Origin of the sequence: Streptomyces showdoensis, from assembly GCF_039535475.1 — a bacterium.
Classification (GTDB): domain Bacteria; phylum Actinomycetota; class Actinomycetes; order Streptomycetales; family Streptomycetaceae; genus Streptomyces; species Streptomyces showdoensis.
Genome location: NZ_BAAAXG010000026.1, coordinates 2,106,701 through 2,122,681, shown reverse-complemented (window position 1 = coordinate 2,122,681; position 15,981 = coordinate 2,106,701). Strand labels below are relative to the sequence as shown.

Annotated in this window: 14 protein-coding genes; 4 read left to right on the top strand and 10 right to left on the bottom strand. The window is 74.4% G+C overall.

Annotation, left to right across the window (positions count from 1 at the left end; all coding sequences use genetic code 11):
- Positions 1-7: 7 nt before the first annotated feature.
- From ABD981_RS22700 to ABD981_RS22685, 4 genes are all read right to left on the bottom strand, one after another.
- Positions 8-745: an ABC transporter permease gene (locus ABD981_RS22700; protein WP_345530370.1), complete on the bottom strand. Its 738-nt coding sequence runs from the start codon at positions 743-745 to the stop codon at positions 8-10.
- The gene (locus ABD981_RS22695; protein WP_382748753.1) at positions 742-1,692 is read right to left on the bottom strand and encodes an ABC transporter ATP-binding protein; all 951 of its coding nucleotides are present in this window, start codon (positions 1,690-1,692) and stop codon (positions 742-744) included. The genes ABD981_RS22700 and ABD981_RS22695 overlap by 4 nt, the downstream gene beginning before the upstream one ends.
- A gap of 48 nt (positions 1,693-1,740) precedes the next feature.
- Complete coding sequence (locus ABD981_RS22690; RefSeq protein WP_345530369.1) at positions 1,741-2,229, bottom strand: hypothetical protein; 489 nt, start codon at positions 2,227-2,229, stop codon at positions 1,741-1,743.
- Between the two features lie 93 nt (positions 2,230-2,322).
- Positions 2,323-2,598: an SH3 domain-containing protein gene (locus ABD981_RS22685; RefSeq protein WP_345530368.1), complete on the bottom strand. Its 276-nt coding sequence runs from the start codon at positions 2,596-2,598 to the stop codon at positions 2,323-2,325.
- A 155-nt stretch (positions 2,599-2,753) separates the two neighbouring features.
- On the opposite strand from ABD981_RS22685, the gene ABD981_RS22680 reads away from it, so the two are divergent.
- Positions 2,754-4,883: a serine/threonine-protein kinase gene (locus ABD981_RS22680; RefSeq protein ID WP_345530367.1), complete on the top strand. Its 2,130-nt coding sequence runs from the start codon at positions 2,754-2,756 to the stop codon at positions 4,881-4,883.
- A 63-nt stretch (positions 4,884-4,946) separates the two neighbouring features.
- Here ABD981_RS22680 and ilvD read toward each other — a convergent pair whose 3' ends face one another.
- The 4 genes from ilvD to ABD981_RS22660 form a co-directional block, all read right to left on the bottom strand.
- A complete protein-coding gene (ilvD, locus tag ABD981_RS22675) occupies positions 4,947-6,800 on the bottom strand; it encodes a dihydroxy-acid dehydratase (RefSeq protein ID WP_345530366.1) in 1,854 nt (617 codons plus the stop codon).
- 95 nt (positions 6,801-6,895) lie between these two features.
- Positions 6,896-7,507: a TetR/AcrR family transcriptional regulator gene (locus ABD981_RS22670; RefSeq protein ID WP_345530364.1), complete on the bottom strand. Its 612-nt coding sequence runs from the start codon at positions 7,505-7,507 to the stop codon at positions 6,896-6,898.
- Positions 7,504-8,334 carry a sugar phosphate isomerase/epimerase family protein gene (locus ABD981_RS22665; RefSeq protein ID WP_345530362.1) on the bottom strand — a complete coding sequence of 277 codons (831 nt, stop codon included), beginning with the start codon at positions 8,332-8,334 and terminating at the stop codon, positions 7,504-7,506. The genes ABD981_RS22670 and ABD981_RS22665 overlap by 4 nt, the downstream gene beginning before the upstream one ends.
- Before the next feature lie 111 nt (positions 8,335-8,445).
- Positions 8,446-9,381 (bottom strand): Ppx/GppA family phosphatase, encoded by a 936-nt coding sequence (locus ABD981_RS22660; RefSeq protein WP_345530360.1) that lies wholly within the window; start codon positions 9,379-9,381, stop codon positions 8,446-8,448.
- A gap of 41 nt (positions 9,382-9,422) precedes the next feature.
- Here ABD981_RS22660 and ABD981_RS22655 point away from each other — a divergent pair, with 41 nt between their 5' ends.
- Entirely contained in the window at positions 9,423-10,304 is an 882-nt protein-coding gene (locus ABD981_RS22655; protein WP_345530358.1) for a DUF3109 family protein, read from the top strand.
- A gap of 19 nt (positions 10,305-10,323) precedes the next feature.
- Here the strand turns inward: ABD981_RS22655 and ABD981_RS22650 are convergent, their stop codons facing one another.
- A complete protein-coding gene (locus tag ABD981_RS22650) occupies positions 10,324-12,033 on the bottom strand; it encodes a BACON domain-containing protein (protein WP_345530356.1) in 1,710 nt (569 codons plus the stop codon).
- A 195-nt stretch (positions 12,034-12,228) separates the two neighbouring features.
- Between ABD981_RS22650 and radA the strand changes: the two genes are divergently transcribed.
- Both radA and disA read left to right on the top strand, forming a co-directional pair.
- Complete coding sequence (gene radA, locus ABD981_RS22645) at positions 12,229-13,626, top strand: DNA repair protein RadA (protein WP_046911911.1); 1,398 nt, start codon at positions 12,229-12,231, stop codon at positions 13,624-13,626.
- Positions 13,627-13,793: 167 nt separating this feature from the next.
- Complete coding sequence (disA, locus tag ABD981_RS22640; RefSeq protein WP_046911931.1) at positions 13,794-14,852, top strand: DNA integrity scanning diadenylate cyclase DisA; 1,059 nt, start codon at positions 13,794-13,796, stop codon at positions 14,850-14,852.
- Positions 14,853-15,019: 167 nt separating this feature from the next.
- On the opposite strand, the gene ABD981_RS22635 is transcribed toward disA, so the two are convergent.
- A complete protein-coding gene (locus ABD981_RS22635) occupies positions 15,020-15,856 on the bottom strand; it encodes a hypothetical protein (RefSeq protein WP_046911912.1) in 837 nt (278 codons plus the stop codon).
- Positions 15,857-15,981 lie beyond the last annotated feature (125 nt).

The following is a 15,981-nucleotide window of genomic DNA, read 5'->3' as shown; positions in this document are numbered from 1 at the left end:
GGGGCGGTCACGCGGTGCGGCGGCGGAGGGTGGCGGCGCCGAGTCCGAGGACGAGCACGGCGCAGCCGGCGACGATCAGGGCGTCGCGGACGAAGGGGGCGGTGACGTCGGTGTGGTGCAGGACCTGGTTCATGCCGTCGACGGCGTACGACATGGGGAGCACGTCGGAGAGGGCTTCGAGGGCGGGGGCCATGCGGTCGCGCGGGGTGAACAGGCCGCAGAGCAGCAGCTGGGGGAAGATCACGGCCGGCATGAACTGGACGGCCTGGAACTCGGAGGCGGCGAAGGCCGAGACGAAGAGGCCGAGGGCGGTGCCCAGGAGGGCGTCGAGCAGGGCGACCAGGAGCAGCAGCCAGGGGGAGCCGACGACGTCGAGGCCGAGGAACCGGACGGCGAGGCCGGTGGCGAGGACGGACTGGACGACGGCGACCAGGCCGAAGGCGAGGGCGTAGCCGGCGATGAGGTCGCCCTTGCCGAGGGGCATGGCGAGGAGGCGTTCGAGGGTGCCGGAGGTGCGTTCGCGCAGGGTGGCGATGGAGGTCACCAGGAACATGGTGATGAGCGGGAAGATGCCGAGCAGCGAGGCGCCGATCCCGTCGAAGGTCCGTGGGCTGCCGTCGAAGACGTAACGCAGCAGGAAGAGCATCACGCACGGCACGAGGAGCATCAGGGCGATCGAGCGCGGGTCGTGGCGCAGCTGGCGCAGGACGCGGGCGGCGGTGGCGAGGGTGCGGGCGCTGCTCATGGGCGGGGCTCCTCGGCGGGGACGGCGGAGCCGTCGGGGGAGGTGGTCTCGGCGGAGGCGCTGGGGGCCGCGTTGGTGCCGGGGGCGGCGGGGGCCACGGAGGTGGCCGAGGCCACCGCCACCGCGGGGGCCGTCGCCACCCCGGGGGCCGCCGCCACCCCGGGGGCCGCCGCGCGGGCCGTTGCGGCGTCGACGAGGCGGAGGAAGGCGTCCTCGACGGTGGCGGTGTCGTTGCGGTGGCGGAGTGCTTCCGGGGTGTCCTCGGCGAGGAGTTCGCCGGCGCGGAGCAGGAGCAGCCGGTGGCAGCGCTCGGCCTCGTCCATGACGTGGGAGGAGACCAGGATCGTGGTGCCCCGGTCGGCGGCGATGCGGTGGAAGAGGTCCCACAGGTCGCGGCGGAGGACGGGGTCGAGGCCGACGGTGGGTTCGTCGAGGACGAGCAGCTCGGGCGTGCCGAGGAGGGCGACGGCGAGCGAGACGCGGCTGCGCTGGCCGCCGGAGAGGCGGCCGGCGAGCGAGTCGGCGTGGCTCGTCAGGTCGACGTCGGCGAGGGTGCGCTCGACGGCGGCGCGGCGGTCGGCGCGGCGGGCGCGGCCGGGCAGCAGGACGGCGGCGAAGTAGTCGAGGTTCTGGCGGACGGTGAGGTCGTCGTAGACGGACGGGGCCTGGGTGACGTAGCCGATGCGGGGGCGCAGGGCGGGGTCTCCGGCGGGGCGGCCGAGGACGTCGAGGGTGCCGGTGACCTTGGCCTGGGTGCCGACGATCGCGCGCATGAGCGTGGTCTTGCCGCAGCCGGAGGGGCCGAGGAGGCCGGTGATCCGGCCGGGCGGGACGGTGAAGTCGAGGCCGCGCAGGACGGTGCGGTCGCCTCGGACGACGGTGAGGCCGGAGGCGACGATGGCACCGGTGCCGGTGGGGTCGCCGGCACCACCCGTCTTATTCATCATGTGATGAATAATGCTCCGGGCCGATCCCTTTGGCTAGTCCCCGGGCGGTCAGCCCTTCTTCTTGCGCCCGCTCGGGTTGCCCGTGCTGCGCGCGCGGCGCTTCTCGAACCGGGCGAGGTCCGCCTCGTACTCCGTGCGGCGGAGCTTCTCGCCGGGGGCCTCGGTCAGGCAGCGGACGGCGTACGCGAGGAGGCTGCCGATGAAGCCGATGGCCTTCAGGCTGCGCAGCGAGTCCTCGCGGGCCTGGTCGGCGGGGCGGCGGCCGAAGCCCTCCCAGGTCTTGCGGAAGGCGATCGCGCTGCAGACCGCGAACATCACGACGACCAGCGTGTTGACGAAGCCGCCGACCTCCGCGATCACCAGTCCCTGGTACGCGAAGCGCAGCACGAAGCAGCCCGCGACGGCGGCGAGCAGCGCGCCGGCGGCGAGGCCGGCGCGGCGCAGCCCGTAGCCGTCGCTGTGGTCGACCCAGCTCGTGCCGAAGAAACGGATCTCCTCGGGCTGGGGTCCGGCGGGGGTGCGGTTCTCGTCGCTCACGGAATCGATTATCCCCGGCGGGTGACGGAAAGGGGTGAGCCCTTATGCCCCTCTTGTCCCGGGAGGGGCCGGGCCCGATCCGGACCGCACGGCCTAGCCGCAGCGGCGGGTCACGTAGCCGTCGCTGCCGGTGTGGATGTACGCGTCGGAGGCGTACTCGCCCGGCGCGATGTTGTCCCAGACGTTGGTGGTGCCGTACGGGCCGGTGACCCAGGTGCCGGGGCACTGGCAGTAGATCGCCACGGTGCTGCCCACCGCCAGCGAACGGACGACCGGGTACTGGGTGCCCGGGCCCGAACGGACGTTGAGCCGGGTGCCCGGGGCGACCGCGTACCGGACGGTGGTGGCCGAGGCCGATTCGGTGCTCATCGCAAACTCCCCCGTTGACGCAAAAGCGCTCCGCCGAGATTCACTCTCCGCGACGCGCAGGCTAGCAAGCCCCACCGACTTCGGCGCCACCATCGACTAGGCTCCGTGCGTCGCGCACGCGCGCGATTCGGACGGGGAACCCACGGGGGTCGGCGATGCCGCCGTTGCGCAGTACCGGTGCGGACCGGGAAGCGGAAGGGCCCGAGTACGCGGGCGAGTACCGGCTCCAAGCCACTCTCGGCGCCGGTGGAATGGGCGTGGTCCACCTCGCCACCTCCGCCTCCGGGCTGCGGCTCGCGGTCAAGGTGGTGCACGCACAGTACGCGGAGGACCCCGAGTTCAGAGCGCGTTTCCGCCAGGAGGTCGCCGCCGCGCGCCGGGTCAGCGGCGCCTTCACCGCCCCCGTCGTGGACGCCGACCCCGACGCCGTACGCCCCTGGATGGCGACCCTCTACGTCCCCGGGCCCACGCTCGCCGACCAGGTGAAGCGGAGCGGCCCGCTGTCCCCCGCCGAGCTGCGCCGGCTGACGGCCGGGCTCGCCGAGGCGCTGCGCGACATCCACCGGGCCGGGGTGGTGCACCGGGACCTGAAGCCGAGCAACGTCCTGCTCACCGACTCCGGCCCCAAGGTCATCGACTTCGGCATCTCGCGGCCCGTCGACAGCGACCTGCACACGGAGACCGGCAAGCTGATCGGCTCACCGCCCTTCATGGCGCCCGAGCAGTTCCAGCGCCCCCGCGAGGTCGGGCCCGCGGCGGACGTCTTCGCCCTCGGGTCGGTCCTCGTGCACGCGGCCACCGGCCACGGGCCCTTCGACTCGGACAGCCCGTACATCGTGGCGTACCAGGTCGTCCACGACGAGCCCGACCTGAGCGGCGTCCCCGAGGAGCTCGCGCCGCTGGTGGCCCGCTGCCTCGCCAAGGAGCCGGCCGAGCGGCCGGGACCCGCCGAGATCATGGCGGCGCTCAAGCCCCCCTCCTACGACGCCGCCGCCTTCATACCGGCCCAGCGCAGGCCCGCCGCCGCACCCGTGCCGTCCGGACCGGCCCCCTCCTGGGACGCCGCGACGCCCGTGCGGGCCCCCGCTCCCCCGCGCCGCCGGCGCAGGCGGCTGCCGCTCGCCCTCGGCGTCGCGCTGCTGCTCGCGACGGGCGGCACCGTCGCCGTCCTCGCCCAGCGGGAAGCGCCCGCGCCCCGGCCCCCGGCCGAGGCCACCGACACCTTCAGCGGCTGGCGGACCGTGCTGACGAAGGACGCCGACCCCGCGGCGCCGTCCTGCACCCACAGCGGCGGCGCCCTGTACTGCGCGGGCCGCGGCGTCGGCGCCGCCCGGCTCGACCCCGCCACCGGCAAGGTCGCCTGGTCGCACCCCGGACCGGCCGACCTGATCGGCCCGCAGGCCCCGGCGCCGCTCACCGGCGGCCCGCTCGCCGCCGCCACCGCCACCGGCGAGCTGCGCACCTACGCGCCCGCCGACGGCACTCCGGGCTGGCGCCGCAAGGCCGCCGCCCGTCCCGAACGGTTCACCGCCGCCGGCGACGCCCTGGTGCTCTCCGACGGCAGCCCGACCCTGCGCGGCCTCGACGGCATCACCGGACGCGAGCTGTGGCACCGCTCGCTGCCCGGCCACCACTTCCCCGTACCGGGCCCGTACGACCCCGCCACCGGCCTGCTCACCGTCTCCGAGGCGCTCACCGACGGCACCCACACCCGCGTCACCGCCGTCCGGCCGCGCTCCGGCGAGGTCGTCTGGCAGAAGCGCCTGACCGGGATGCTCACCGCCGTCGGCACCGCCCCCGGCGGCACCGTCGTGCTGCTCTCCGCCGACCGGACCGGACGCGCCGACGCCCTGGTGCGCTACGACCCCTCGGCCCGTGCCGTACGGCGGGTGCCGCTGGCGTACGTCGTCAACGAGCCGTACCTCGTCCTGCACGGCGACACCGCCTACGTGCTGACGCCCGCCGGACGGCTCACCGCCATGGACACCTCGGCCGCGCGCGGGCGGGTGCTGTGGGAACTGGAGACGGGCACCTCCAACGTCTCCCCGCCCGTCCTCGACACCGCGGCGCACCGGCTGTACCTGTCCTCCTCCGACGGGCGGCTGCTCGCCGTCGACACCGCGCGCGGCACCCTGCTCGGCGCCACCGCGCCCCGGCTGCGCGACGGGCGGCTCACCTACGCCCCGTCGGTGCCCGCGCCGGTCGCCGCCGAAGGCCGGGTCTTCGGGACGGCGCCCGACGGGTCGGTCTTCGCGGTCGACGCGAAGGACCCCGCGGCCTGGTGACCCGGTGCCGGGCACGAGGAAGGGCGGGACCCCGAGGGGTCCCGCCCTTCCTCATCCGGCCGTTCAGCCCAGCTTCGACACGTCCCGGACCGCGCCCTTGTCGGCGCTCGTCGCCATCGCCGCGTACGCGCGCAGCGCCGCGGAGACCTTGCGCTCGCGGTTCTTCGGCGCGTACACGCCGTTCATCGCCTCGCGGCGGGCGGCCAGGGTGGCCTCGTCGACGAGCAGGTCGATCGAACGGTTCGGGATGTCGATGCGGATCCGGTCGCCGTCCTCGACCAGGGCGATCGTGCCGCCCGAGGCCGCCTCCGGGGAGGCGTGGCCGATGGACAGGCCCGAGGTGCCGCCGGAGAAGCGCCCGTCGGTCACCAGGGCGCAGGTCTTGCCCAGGCCGCGGCCCTTGAGGAAGGAGGTCGGGTAGAGCATCTCCTGCATGCCGGGGCCGCCCTTGGGGCCCTCGTAGCGGATGACGACCACGTCGCCGTCCTTGACCCGCTTGTTCAGGATCTTCTCGACGGCCTCCTCCTGCGACTCGCAGACGACCGCGGGGCCCTCGAAGGTCCAGATCGACTCGTCGACGCCGGCCGTCTTCACCACGCAGCCGTCGACGGCGATGTTGCCGCGCAGCACGGCGAGGCCGCCGTCCTTGGAGTACGCGTGGGCCGCGTCGCGGATGCAGCCGGCGGCCGCGTCCACGTCGAGCGAGTCCCAGCGCTCGGACTGCGAGAAGGCCTCGGCGGAGCGCACGCAGCCGGGGGCGGCGTGGAAGAGCTCGACGGCCTCCTCGGAGGCGGCACCGCCGCGCACGTCCCAGGCGTCCAGCCACTCCTTGATGGAGCGGGAGTGGACCGCGTGGACGTCCTCGTTCAGCAGCCCGGCGCGGTAGAGCTCGCCCAGGATCGCGGGGATGCCGCCGGCGCGGTGCACGTCCTCCATGTAGTACGTGCCGCGGGGGGCGACGTTCGGGGCGACCTTGGCCAGGCAGGGCACCCGGCGCGAGACCTCGTTCATGTCGCTCAGGCCGTAGTCCAGCTCGGCCTCCTGGGCGGCGGCGAGCAGGTGCAGGATCGTGTTGGTGGAGCCGCCCATGGCGATGTCGAGGGCCATGGCGTTCTCGAAGGCCGCACGGGTGGCGATGTTGCGCGGCAGGACCGACGCGTCGTCCTCGTCGTAGTAGCGACGGGTGATGTCGACGACCGTGCGGGCCGCGTTCTCGTAGAGGGCGCGGCGGGCGGTGTGGGTGGCGAGGACGGAGCCGTTGCCGGGGAGGGAGAGGCCGATCGCCTCGGTCAGGCAGTTCATCGAGTTGGCGGTGAACATGCCGGAACAGGACCCGCAGGTCGGGCAGGCGTTCTCCTCGATGCGGAGGATGTCCTCGTCGGAGACCTTGTCGTTGACGGCCTCGGAGATCGCGTCGACCAGGTCGAGGGTGCGGACCGTGCCGTCGACGAGGGTCGCCCGGCCGGACTCCATCGGGCCGCCGGAGACGAAGACGGTCGGGATGTTGAGGCGCAGGGCGGCCATCAGCATGCCCGGGGTGATCTTGTCGCAGTTGGAGATGCAGATCAGGGCGTCGGCGCAGTGCGCCTCGACCATGTACTCCACGCTGTCGGCGATCAGGTCGCGGGAGGGCAGGCTGTAGAGCATGCCGCCGTGGCCCATGGCGATGCCGTCGTCGACGGCGATCGTGTTGAACTCGCGGGCGATGCCGCCGGCGGCGGTGATGGCCTCGGAGACGATCCGGCCCACCGGCTGGAGGTGGGTGTGGCCGGGGACGAACTCGGTGAAGGAGTTGGCCACGGCGATGATCGGCTTCCGGCCGATGTCGGCGCCCGGTACACCGGAGGCACGCATAAGGGCGCGGGCGCCCGCCATGTTGCGGCCGTGGGTGACAGTGCGGGACCTCAGCTCGGGCATCGTCGCTCGCTCCTCCGGTGACGGGTGTGCTTGCAGTCGAGCGTACGCCCCGACTCCAAGATCTGGACATGCTGTCCGCCATGCGGGACGGCTGTTCAGTGTTCGGTCAGGTACCGCTGGAGCGTCGGGGACACCTGGGCGACGATCTCCTCGGGGTCCACGGAGGCCAGCGGCTCGACCTGGATCACGTACCGCAGGATCGCGATCCCGATCATGTGCGAGGCCGCGAGCTCCGCCCGCAGCTTCGGGTCCGGCACGTCCAGCTCGGCGGCGATCCGCTCCAGCAGCCGCCGCAGCACGAAGCCGCGCAGCACCTTCGCCGCCGCCTCGTGGGTCAGCGCGGACCGCACCACGGCGAGCAGCGGGGCCCGGGTCGCCGGGTTCTCCCACACCGAGATGAAGAAGCGGGCCAGCCGCTCGCCGATCGCGTCGCGCGGGCCGCCGACGATCTGCGGGATCGCCGTCGCCGGCTCGAAGGAGACCTCGATCGCCGCCGCGAAGACCTCGTCCTTCGTCCCGAAGTAGTGGTGCACCAGCGCCGGGTCGACCGCCGCCGCCTTCGCGATCCCGCGCACCGACGTCTTGTCGTAGCCCCGCTCGGCGAACTGCGTCCGGGCCGCCTCCAGGATCCGCTCGCGCGCGCCCGGCGCGGAGTCGGCGGACGCACGGGAGGGGCGGCCGCGCCGCCGGGGGGACGGTTCCGTCACGGGCGGGGGGCCTTGCCGGACCGGGCGGCGGCCAGGTGGAGCCGGGTGAAGGCCAGCGCCTCGGCGAGGTCGGCCTCGCGTTCGGCGGAGGACATCGCCCGGCGGGTGTTGACCTCGATGACGACGTGCCCGTCGTAGCCGCTGTGGGCCAGGCCCTCCAGCAGCTCCGCGCACGGCTGGGTGCCGCGCCCCGGGACCAGGTGCTCGTCCTTGGCCGAACCCCGGCCGTCCGCGAGGTGCACGTGGCCCAGCCGGTCGCCCATGCGGTCGACCATGGCGAGGGCGTCGGTGCGGGCGGTCGCCGTGTGCGAGAGGTCCACGGTGAAGTGCCGGTAGTCGTCCTTGGTGACGTCCCACTCGGGGGCGTACGCGAGCATCTCGCGGTCCTTGTACCGCCACGGGTACATGTTCTCGACGGCGAAGCGGACGTCCGTCTCGTCGGCCATCCGCCAGATGCCGGTCACGAAGTCGCGCGCGTACTGGCGCTGCCAGCGGAACGGCGGGTGGACGACGACCGTCGACGCGCCCAGCTTCTCCGCCGCCGCCCGGGCGCGCTGCAGCTTGACCCACGGATCGGTGGACCAGACCCGCTGGGTGATGAGCAGACAGGGGGCGTGGACGGCGAGGACCGGGACCTGGTGATAGTCCGACAGGCGCCGCAGCGCCTCGATGTCCTGGCTGACCGGATCGGTCCACACCATGACCTCGACCCCGTCGTACCCGAGGCGCGCGGCGACCTCGAAGGCCGTCGCCGTCGACTCCGGATACACCGAGGCCGTCGACAGGGCGACCTTCGCATCCGGGACGCGCACCGCTGGTTCTGCCACGGAGACAGGGTACGGGGCGGGCCGGAGGACCGGGAGGTGGTTCCGGTCACCCCGCCGGCGCCCCGCGCCCGTGCTTCCGGTCACCCCGCCGGCGCCCCGCGCCCGGCCCTCCTACAGCTCGTCCGGCAGGTGGTCCAGGCGGCGCAGGATCACGCCCTCGCGCAGGGCCCAGGGGCAGATCTCCAGCTCCTCGACGCCGAACAGGTCCATCGCGCCCTCCGCGACCAGGGCGCCCGCCAGGAGCTGCGCGGCGCGGCCCTCGGAGACGCCGGGCAGCGCGGAACGCTCGGCGACGGTCATGGCGGCCAGCCGCGGGACCCACTCCTCCAGGGCCTTGCGGGACAGCGTCCGCTGGACGTACAGGCCGAAGCCCGAACCGGGGGCGCCGGCGATCCGGGCCAGCTGCTTGAAGGTCTTGGAGGTGGCCACGACGTGGTCGGGGCGGCCGAAGCGGCTGAACTCGCCGACCGTCCGCGCGATCTGCGCCCGCACGTGGCGGCGCAGCGCCTTCACGTCGGCCGTGTCCGCCGGATCGCCCGGCAGCCAGCCCGCGGTGAGGCGGCCCGCGCCGAGCGGCAGGGACACCGCAGTGTCGGGCTCCTCGTCGATGCCGGAGGCGACCTCCAGCGAGCCGCCGCCGATGTCCAGGAGGAACAGCTTGCCCGCGGACCAGCCGAACCAGCGGCGGGCGGCGAGGAAGGTGAGCCGGGCCTCCTCCTCGCCGGTGAGGACCTGGAGCGCGATCCCGGTCTCCGCCTCGACCCGGGCGAGGACCTCGTCGGCGTTACTGGCCTCGCGCACCGCCGAGGTCGCGAACGGCAGCACCTCCTCGCAGCCCTTGTCCTCGGCGGCCGTGAGCGCGTCGCGGACCGTGGCGATGAGCCGCTCGACCCCCGCGTCCGCGATGGCGCCGTGCTCGTCGAGGAGCTCGGCGAGGCGCAGCTCGGCCTTGTGGGAGTGGGCGGGCAGCGGACGGGCGCCGGGATGGGCGTCCACCACCAGCAGGTGCACTGTGTTCGAACCGACGTCGAGGACTCCGAGTCTCATGGACGGAACGCTACTGCGCGCGCCCGCATACGCTTGGCGTTGTGCCAAAGACGAAAAAGGCGAAGCCGGGCAAAGACAGTGCCGACGAGAGCGCCGCGAAGGCCGTGCGGGCCGCGCACGCGGCCAAGTCCGTGAAGGTCGGGAAGAAGGGCGCCAGGAACGGCGGGAGCGCCGAGCCCGACGAGAAGGGGCTCGACTTCCCGCGCGCCTGGGTGGAGTTCCCCGACCCGGACGACGAGGAGCAGGTCTACCGCTGCGACCTGACCTGGCTCACCTCCCGCTGGACCTGCATCTTCGGCAACGGCTGCCAGGGCATCCAGGAGGGCCGGGCGGACGACGGCTGCTGCACGCTCGGCGCGCACTTCTCCGACGAGGACGACGAGAAGCGGGTCGCCGGGTACGTGGACCGGCTGACGCCGGAGCTGTGGCAGTTCCACGGCGTGGGCACGGAGACGGGCTGGGTCCAGCTCGACGAGGACGGCGACCGGCAGACCCGCCGCTGGCAGGGCTCCTGCATCTTCCAGAACCGTCCCGGCTTCGCCGGCGGCGCGGGCTGCTCGCTGCACATCCTGGCGGTGCAGGAGGGCCGGGAGCCGCTGGAGACCAAGCCGGACGTCTGCTGGCAGCTGCCGGTGCGCCGGACGTACGACTGGATCGACCGCCCCGACGACACCAAGGTCCTCCAGGTGTCGATCGGCGAGTACGACCGGCGCGGCTGGGGTCCCGGCGGCCACGACCTGCACTGGTACTGCACGACGGCCACCTCGGCGCACGTGGGCGGCGAGCCGGTCTACGTCTCGTACCGGCCCGAGCTGGTCGAGATGATGGGCGAGGCCGCGTACGAGGTCCTCGTCGGCCTGTGCGAGGCGCGGCTGGCCTCCCAGCTGCCGCTGGTGGCGCCGCACCCGGCCGACCCGAAGTAGCCGGCGCGGCCGGCGGGGTTCACTGCGGGGCGGACGGCCCCGGGTCCTGGCTCGGGGTCCCGCCGTCCGAGGCGGTGGGTTCGGGCGTCGGCTCCGTCGTCGGCTCCGTGGTGGGGGGCTCGGTGGTCGGCTCCGTGGTGGGCTCCGTGGTCGGCGGCTGGCTCGTCGGCCCGGTCGTCGGCTCCGTGGTCGGCTCGGGCGTCCCCGGGGTGCCGGGCCGGGTCGTGGCGGGCGGCGGCGTCGCCCCGTAGCCGTCGATGCGCAGCACCGCGCCCGAGGGGTCGACGCCGACCCGGGCGCTCCAGGCGCCGGCCGGTTCGCGGGAGCGGTCGACGGAGATCCGGACCGTGACCGACTCGCCCGGGCGCAGCGTGCCGGAGGCCTGGCTCACGTACAGCCACGGGGCGTCCGACCACAGCGACCAGACGCCGGGAGCGCCGCCCTCGTTGGTGAGGGTCAGCAGGGTCGTCGCCCCGCTGCCGCGCGCGTCGACCGTGATCCGCGCGGGTGCCGGCCGCCCGGGCAGCGTCGGGGTGGCGGGCGCGCCGGGGCTGATCACCTCGACCGAGACGTCCGGCGAACGGCTGCCGCGGGTGAACCGGGGGTCGGGGGTGGTGCGGGCGTTGCCCGCGTTCTCGTAGCGCTCGTACGGACGGCCGCCGGTGCCCGCGCCCTGCGCGCCGCCCGGCTCGTCCGCCTCCCGCGCGCTGACCCGGGACCCGTCCTGCCCCTCCCCCACCTCCGGCGTGCCGCGGTACGAGCCCCACAGCGCGAGCACCGGGGCGGCGACGACCGCGGCGACCACCGTGGTGGTGACGGCCCGGGCGCGCATCCGGTCGCGGCGGGCCGCGTGGTCCTTGGGGTCCAGGGGGAAGCCGGTCGGCCCGAAGCGCGGGGCGCCGGCCCGGGCCCGCGGCACGTGCAGCATCGCCACGTAGGCGGCGGCCCGCGGCGCCTCCACCAGCGGCAGCCGTCCCGGCCGGCCCGCCGCCGCGCCCGCCGCGCCCGGCCAGGGCCCGCCCGCGCCCGCCCGCTCGGCCGCCTTGCGGCAGCGGGGGCAGTCGTCGACGTGCCGGACCAGTTCGGCCCGCAGCGCCGCGGAGAGCAGCACCTGGTGGTCGCCGGTGAGCCCGGCCACGGTCGGGCAGTCGCCCGTCTCGACGACCGCCAGGGCGGCCCGGGTGCGCTCCACCTCGCAGGCGGCGGAGGAGAGCAGCTCGCGGGCGGCGAGCGGGTCCAGGGAGAGCACCACGGCCAGCTCCCGGTGCCCGAGCCCGTGCCGGACGGCCAGCTCCAGGGCCTCGCGCTGCTCCGGGGTGGTGCCGGCGGCCTCGGGCCAGGCGAGCGCGGCCAGTTCGAGCCGGCGGCGCTCGGCGAGCTGCGGCGACACCCGGGGCGGCGCGGGCGCGGCGACCGCGGGCCGCCCGGTGTGGGCGCCCTGCCTCCTGCGGCGCTGCTCGCCGAGGCTGCGCAGACAGGCCCAGCGGGCGAGGGCGTAGAGCCAGGCCCGGCGGCCGCCCTCGTCGGAGGGGCAGCGGCCGTGGTGGCGCTCGGCGATGGCGAGGACGTCGCCGAGGACGGCGGTGGCCGTGTCGTGGTCGCACAGCACCGAGAGGCAGTAGGTGAACAGGCCGTCCAGATACTCCTCGTAGCGCGCGGGCGGCCGCTGACCGAGGGTGCGGGGGCCATCGGTGGTTCGGGTGGGGGAATCCAGCCTGCTGCTCGTCACTGGGCGACCGTAGGCAGCGGGGCGGGGGGTCTTCGTACCGCTTGCACACTTTTAATCCGTACGGGTGAAGCTATCGCTCGAAGGGGTACAGGAACCAAGGAGTCCGCCCGGTTTTCGGCGGCCAGGCCGCCGGGCCGGCCGCCGCCCGACCGCGCTCCGCCCGCGCTGTCAGTGGCGGCCGCTACGGTGTGGCGCATGGCTGCCCGTACGAAAACCGCCAAGGACCGGCCGTCCTACCGCTGCACCGAGTGCGGCTGGCAGACCGCCAAGTGGCTCGGCCGCTGCCCCGAATGCCAGGCATGGGGGACGGTCGAGGAGTACGGCGCGCCCGCCGTGCGGACCACCGCCGCCGGGCGGGTGTCCACCGCCGCGCTGCCCATCGCCCAGGTCGACGGGCGGCAGGCGACCGCCCGGACCACCGGCGTCGACGAGCTGGACCGGGTGCTCGGCGGCGGCCTCGTGCCCGGGGCGGTCGTGCTGCTCGCCGGGGAGCCGGGCGTCGGCAAGTCCACGCTGCTGCTCGACGTCGCCGCGAAGGCCGCCAGCGACCAGCACCGCACGCTGTACGTGACGGGCGAGGAGTCCGCGAGCCAGGTCCGGCTCCGCGCGGACCGGATCAACGCGCTCAGCGACCACCTCTACCTGGCGGCCGAGACCGACCTCTCCGCCGTCCTGGGACACCTGGACGAGGTCAAGCCCTCGCTGCTGATCCTGGACTCGGTGCAGACCGTCGCCTCCCCCGAGATCGACGGCGCCCCCGGCGGCATGGCCCAGGTCCGCGAGGTCGCCGGCGCGCTGATCCGGGCCTCGAAGGAGCGGGGCATGTCCACCCTGCTGGTCGGCCACGTCACCAAGGACGGCGCCATCGCCGGCCCCCGGCTCCTGGAGCACCTGGTCGACGTGGTGCTGCACTTCGAGGGCGACCGGCACGCCCGGCTCCGCCTGGTCCGCGGCGTGAAGAACCGGTACGGGGCGACCGACGAGGTCGGCTGCTTCGAGCTGCACGACGAGGGCATCACCGGACTCGCCGACCCCTCGGGGCTCTTCCTGACCCGCCGCGACACGGCCGTGCCCGGCACCTGTCTGACCGTCACCCTGGAGGGCCGCCGGCCGCTGGTCGCCGAGGTCCAGGCGCTGACCGTGGACTCCCAGATCCCCTCGCCGCGCCGCACCACCTCGGGCCTGGAGACCTCCCGGGTCTCGATGATGCTGGCCGTCCTGGAGCAGCGGGGCCGGATCAGCGCGCTGGGCAAGCGGGACATCTACAGCGCGACCGTGGGCGGCGTGAAGCTCTCCGAGCCCGCCGCCGACCTCGCCATCGCCCTCGCGCTGGCCTCCGCCGCCAGCGACACCCCGCTGCCGAAGAACCTGGTCGCGATCGGCGAGGTCGGCCTCGCGGGCGAGGTCCGCCGGGTCACCGGCGTCCAGCGCCGGCTCGCCGAGGCGCACCGGCTGGGCTTCACCCACGCGCTGGTCCCGGCCGACCCCGGCAAGGTCCCCGCGGGCATGAAGGTGACCGAGGTCGCCGACATGGGAGACGCGCTGCGGGTGCTGCCGCGCGGCCGCCGGACCCGTACGCCCGAGGAGGGGTAAGCGGACCCTCGCGGGGAGAGGTAAGGGGCAGGCGTGGGGCCCGCCCCGGGCCTCCCCCTCGGCGCGCGGGGGAGGGCGGCGGGGTGGTGTCGCTAGACTTTGCCCTGGTCTCGCCCATCCGTACGAGCCGGAGGAGTGCAGTGGCAGCCAAGGACAACGAGGCACTGATGCGTGCGTCGCTCAGCGCCGTCGCCCCCGGCACCGCCCTCCGCGACGGTCTGGAGCGCATCCTCCGCGGCAACACCGGCGGCCTGATCGTCCTCGGCATGGACAGGACCGTCGAGTCGATGTGCACCGGCGGATTCGTCATCGACGTCGACTTCACGGCGACCCGGCTGCGCGAGCTGTGCAAGCTGGACGGGGCGATCGTCCTCGACAAGGACATCAGCAAGATCCTCCGGGCCGGCGTGCAGCTGGTCCCGGACGCGTCCATCCACACCGAGGAGACCGGCACCCGGCACCGCACCGCGGACCGGGTCTCCAAGCAGTGCGGCTTCCCTGTGGTCTCGGTCTCCCAGTCGATGCGGCTGATCGCGCTGTACGTCAACGGCGAGCGGCGCGTCCTGGAGGAGTCGGCGGCGATCCTGTCCCGCGCGAACCAGGCGCTCGCCACCCTGGAGCGGTACAAGCTCCGGCTCGACGAGGTGGCCGGCACGCTCTCCGCCCTGGAGATCGAGGACCTGGTCACCGTCCGGGACGTCACCGCCGTCGCCCAGCGCCTGGAGATGGTCCGCCGGATCGCCACCGAGATCGCCGAGTACGTGGTGGAGCTCGGCACCGACGGCCGGCTGCTCTCCCTCCAGCTCGACGAGCTGATCGCGGGCGTGGAGCCGGAGCGCGAGCTGGTCATCCGGGACTACGTGCCCGAGCCCACCGCCAAGCGCTCCCGCACGGTCGCCGAGGCGCTCACCGAGCTGGACGCGCTGACCCACGCCGAGCTCCTCGAACTGCCCATAGTGGCGCGGGCGCTCGGCTACAGCGGCTCCCCCGAGACGCTGGACTCCGCGGTCTCGCCGCGCGGCTACCGGCTGCTCGCCAAGGTGCCGCGGCTGCCGGGCGCGATCATCGAGCGGCTCGTGGAGCACTTCGGCGGGCTGCAGAAGCTGCTCGCGGCGAGCGTGGACGACCTCCAGACCGTGGACGGCGTCGGCGAGGCCCGGGCGCGCAGCGTCCGCGAGGGACTCTCGCGGCTCGCGGAGTCCTCGATCCTGGAGCGGTACGTCTAGCGGTACGGCTCCTCCGGCCGGCGCCTGCGCCCCGCGTGTGCGGCAGGCGTGTGCGGCCCGTGCGTGCGGCCCGTGCGTGCGGTCGGCGCCTGCGGTCGGCGCCTGCGGTCGGCGCGTGCGGCAGGCGTGTGCGGCCGGCGCCTGCGGCAGGCGGCAGGCGTTCCCCGTCAGTCCTTGGCCAGCGTGAACGACGCCGGCAGCACCTTCACGCCCGGCATCGCCGCCTCCACCAGGTAGGTGCCCGGGCCGACCTGGCCCGCCGGGGCGGTCGCGCAGTTCGGGGCGCTCCGCCTGCGGTCCCACTCCACGGTGTGCGTGATCGTCGACTGCGCGGGGAGCTTCAGGAGCAGCGGGCCGGCCGGGCGGGGGCAGTCCTTCGACGACCAGAGGTCGGCGCTCTTGGTGTCACTGATCGTCAACACCGCGTTCGCCGGGCCGAGATCGGCCTTGCAGGCGGTCGCGGAGGTGTTCTTGACGACCAGGTGGAAGCGCGGCTTCTCGCCCGGCTCGTAGCTGACCTTCGTGCTCCGCAGGCTCAACTGCAGTGCCCCGGGAGCGCAGTTCGGCAGCGGAGAATTGGCCGGAACCCGCTGTCCCGCACCCGTCCCCGCGCCGCCGTCGCCGCCGGATCCGTCGGTGTCCCCGTTCTTGCCGGCGGTCGTGGTCCCCGCGTCCGTGCCCGCGTCCGCACCCGTCCCGGGGTCCGTACCCGCGTCGCCGCCGGTACCGTCGCCGCCCGCGCCGTCACCGCCGGTGGCCGACTCGTCGCGTCCGCCCGGCTTTTGACTGATCGCCGGACCGGTGCCGGAGGGCCCGGGGGTGATCGAGGGCGCGGGAGAAGAGCCGTTGGCGGAGTCGTTCGGCTTCTTCCCTTGCCCACCACCGGAAGTGACGGCCCAGAGGGCGATCAGCGCGAGGAGGGCAACCAGGCACAGCGCCACGGCCCTCCGACGCCAGTAGATGGAGGAGGGAAGCGGCCCGACCGGATTGCGCAGAGATCCCACGCCACGAACCTTACGAGAGATCGCGGCCGACTCCCGCCCCACCCGCCGCCCCAGGCACCAAGTTTTGCCGATGATCACATCCCGGCCGGGCCGGGAACCACCGGACGGGACCGCTCGTACCGGGG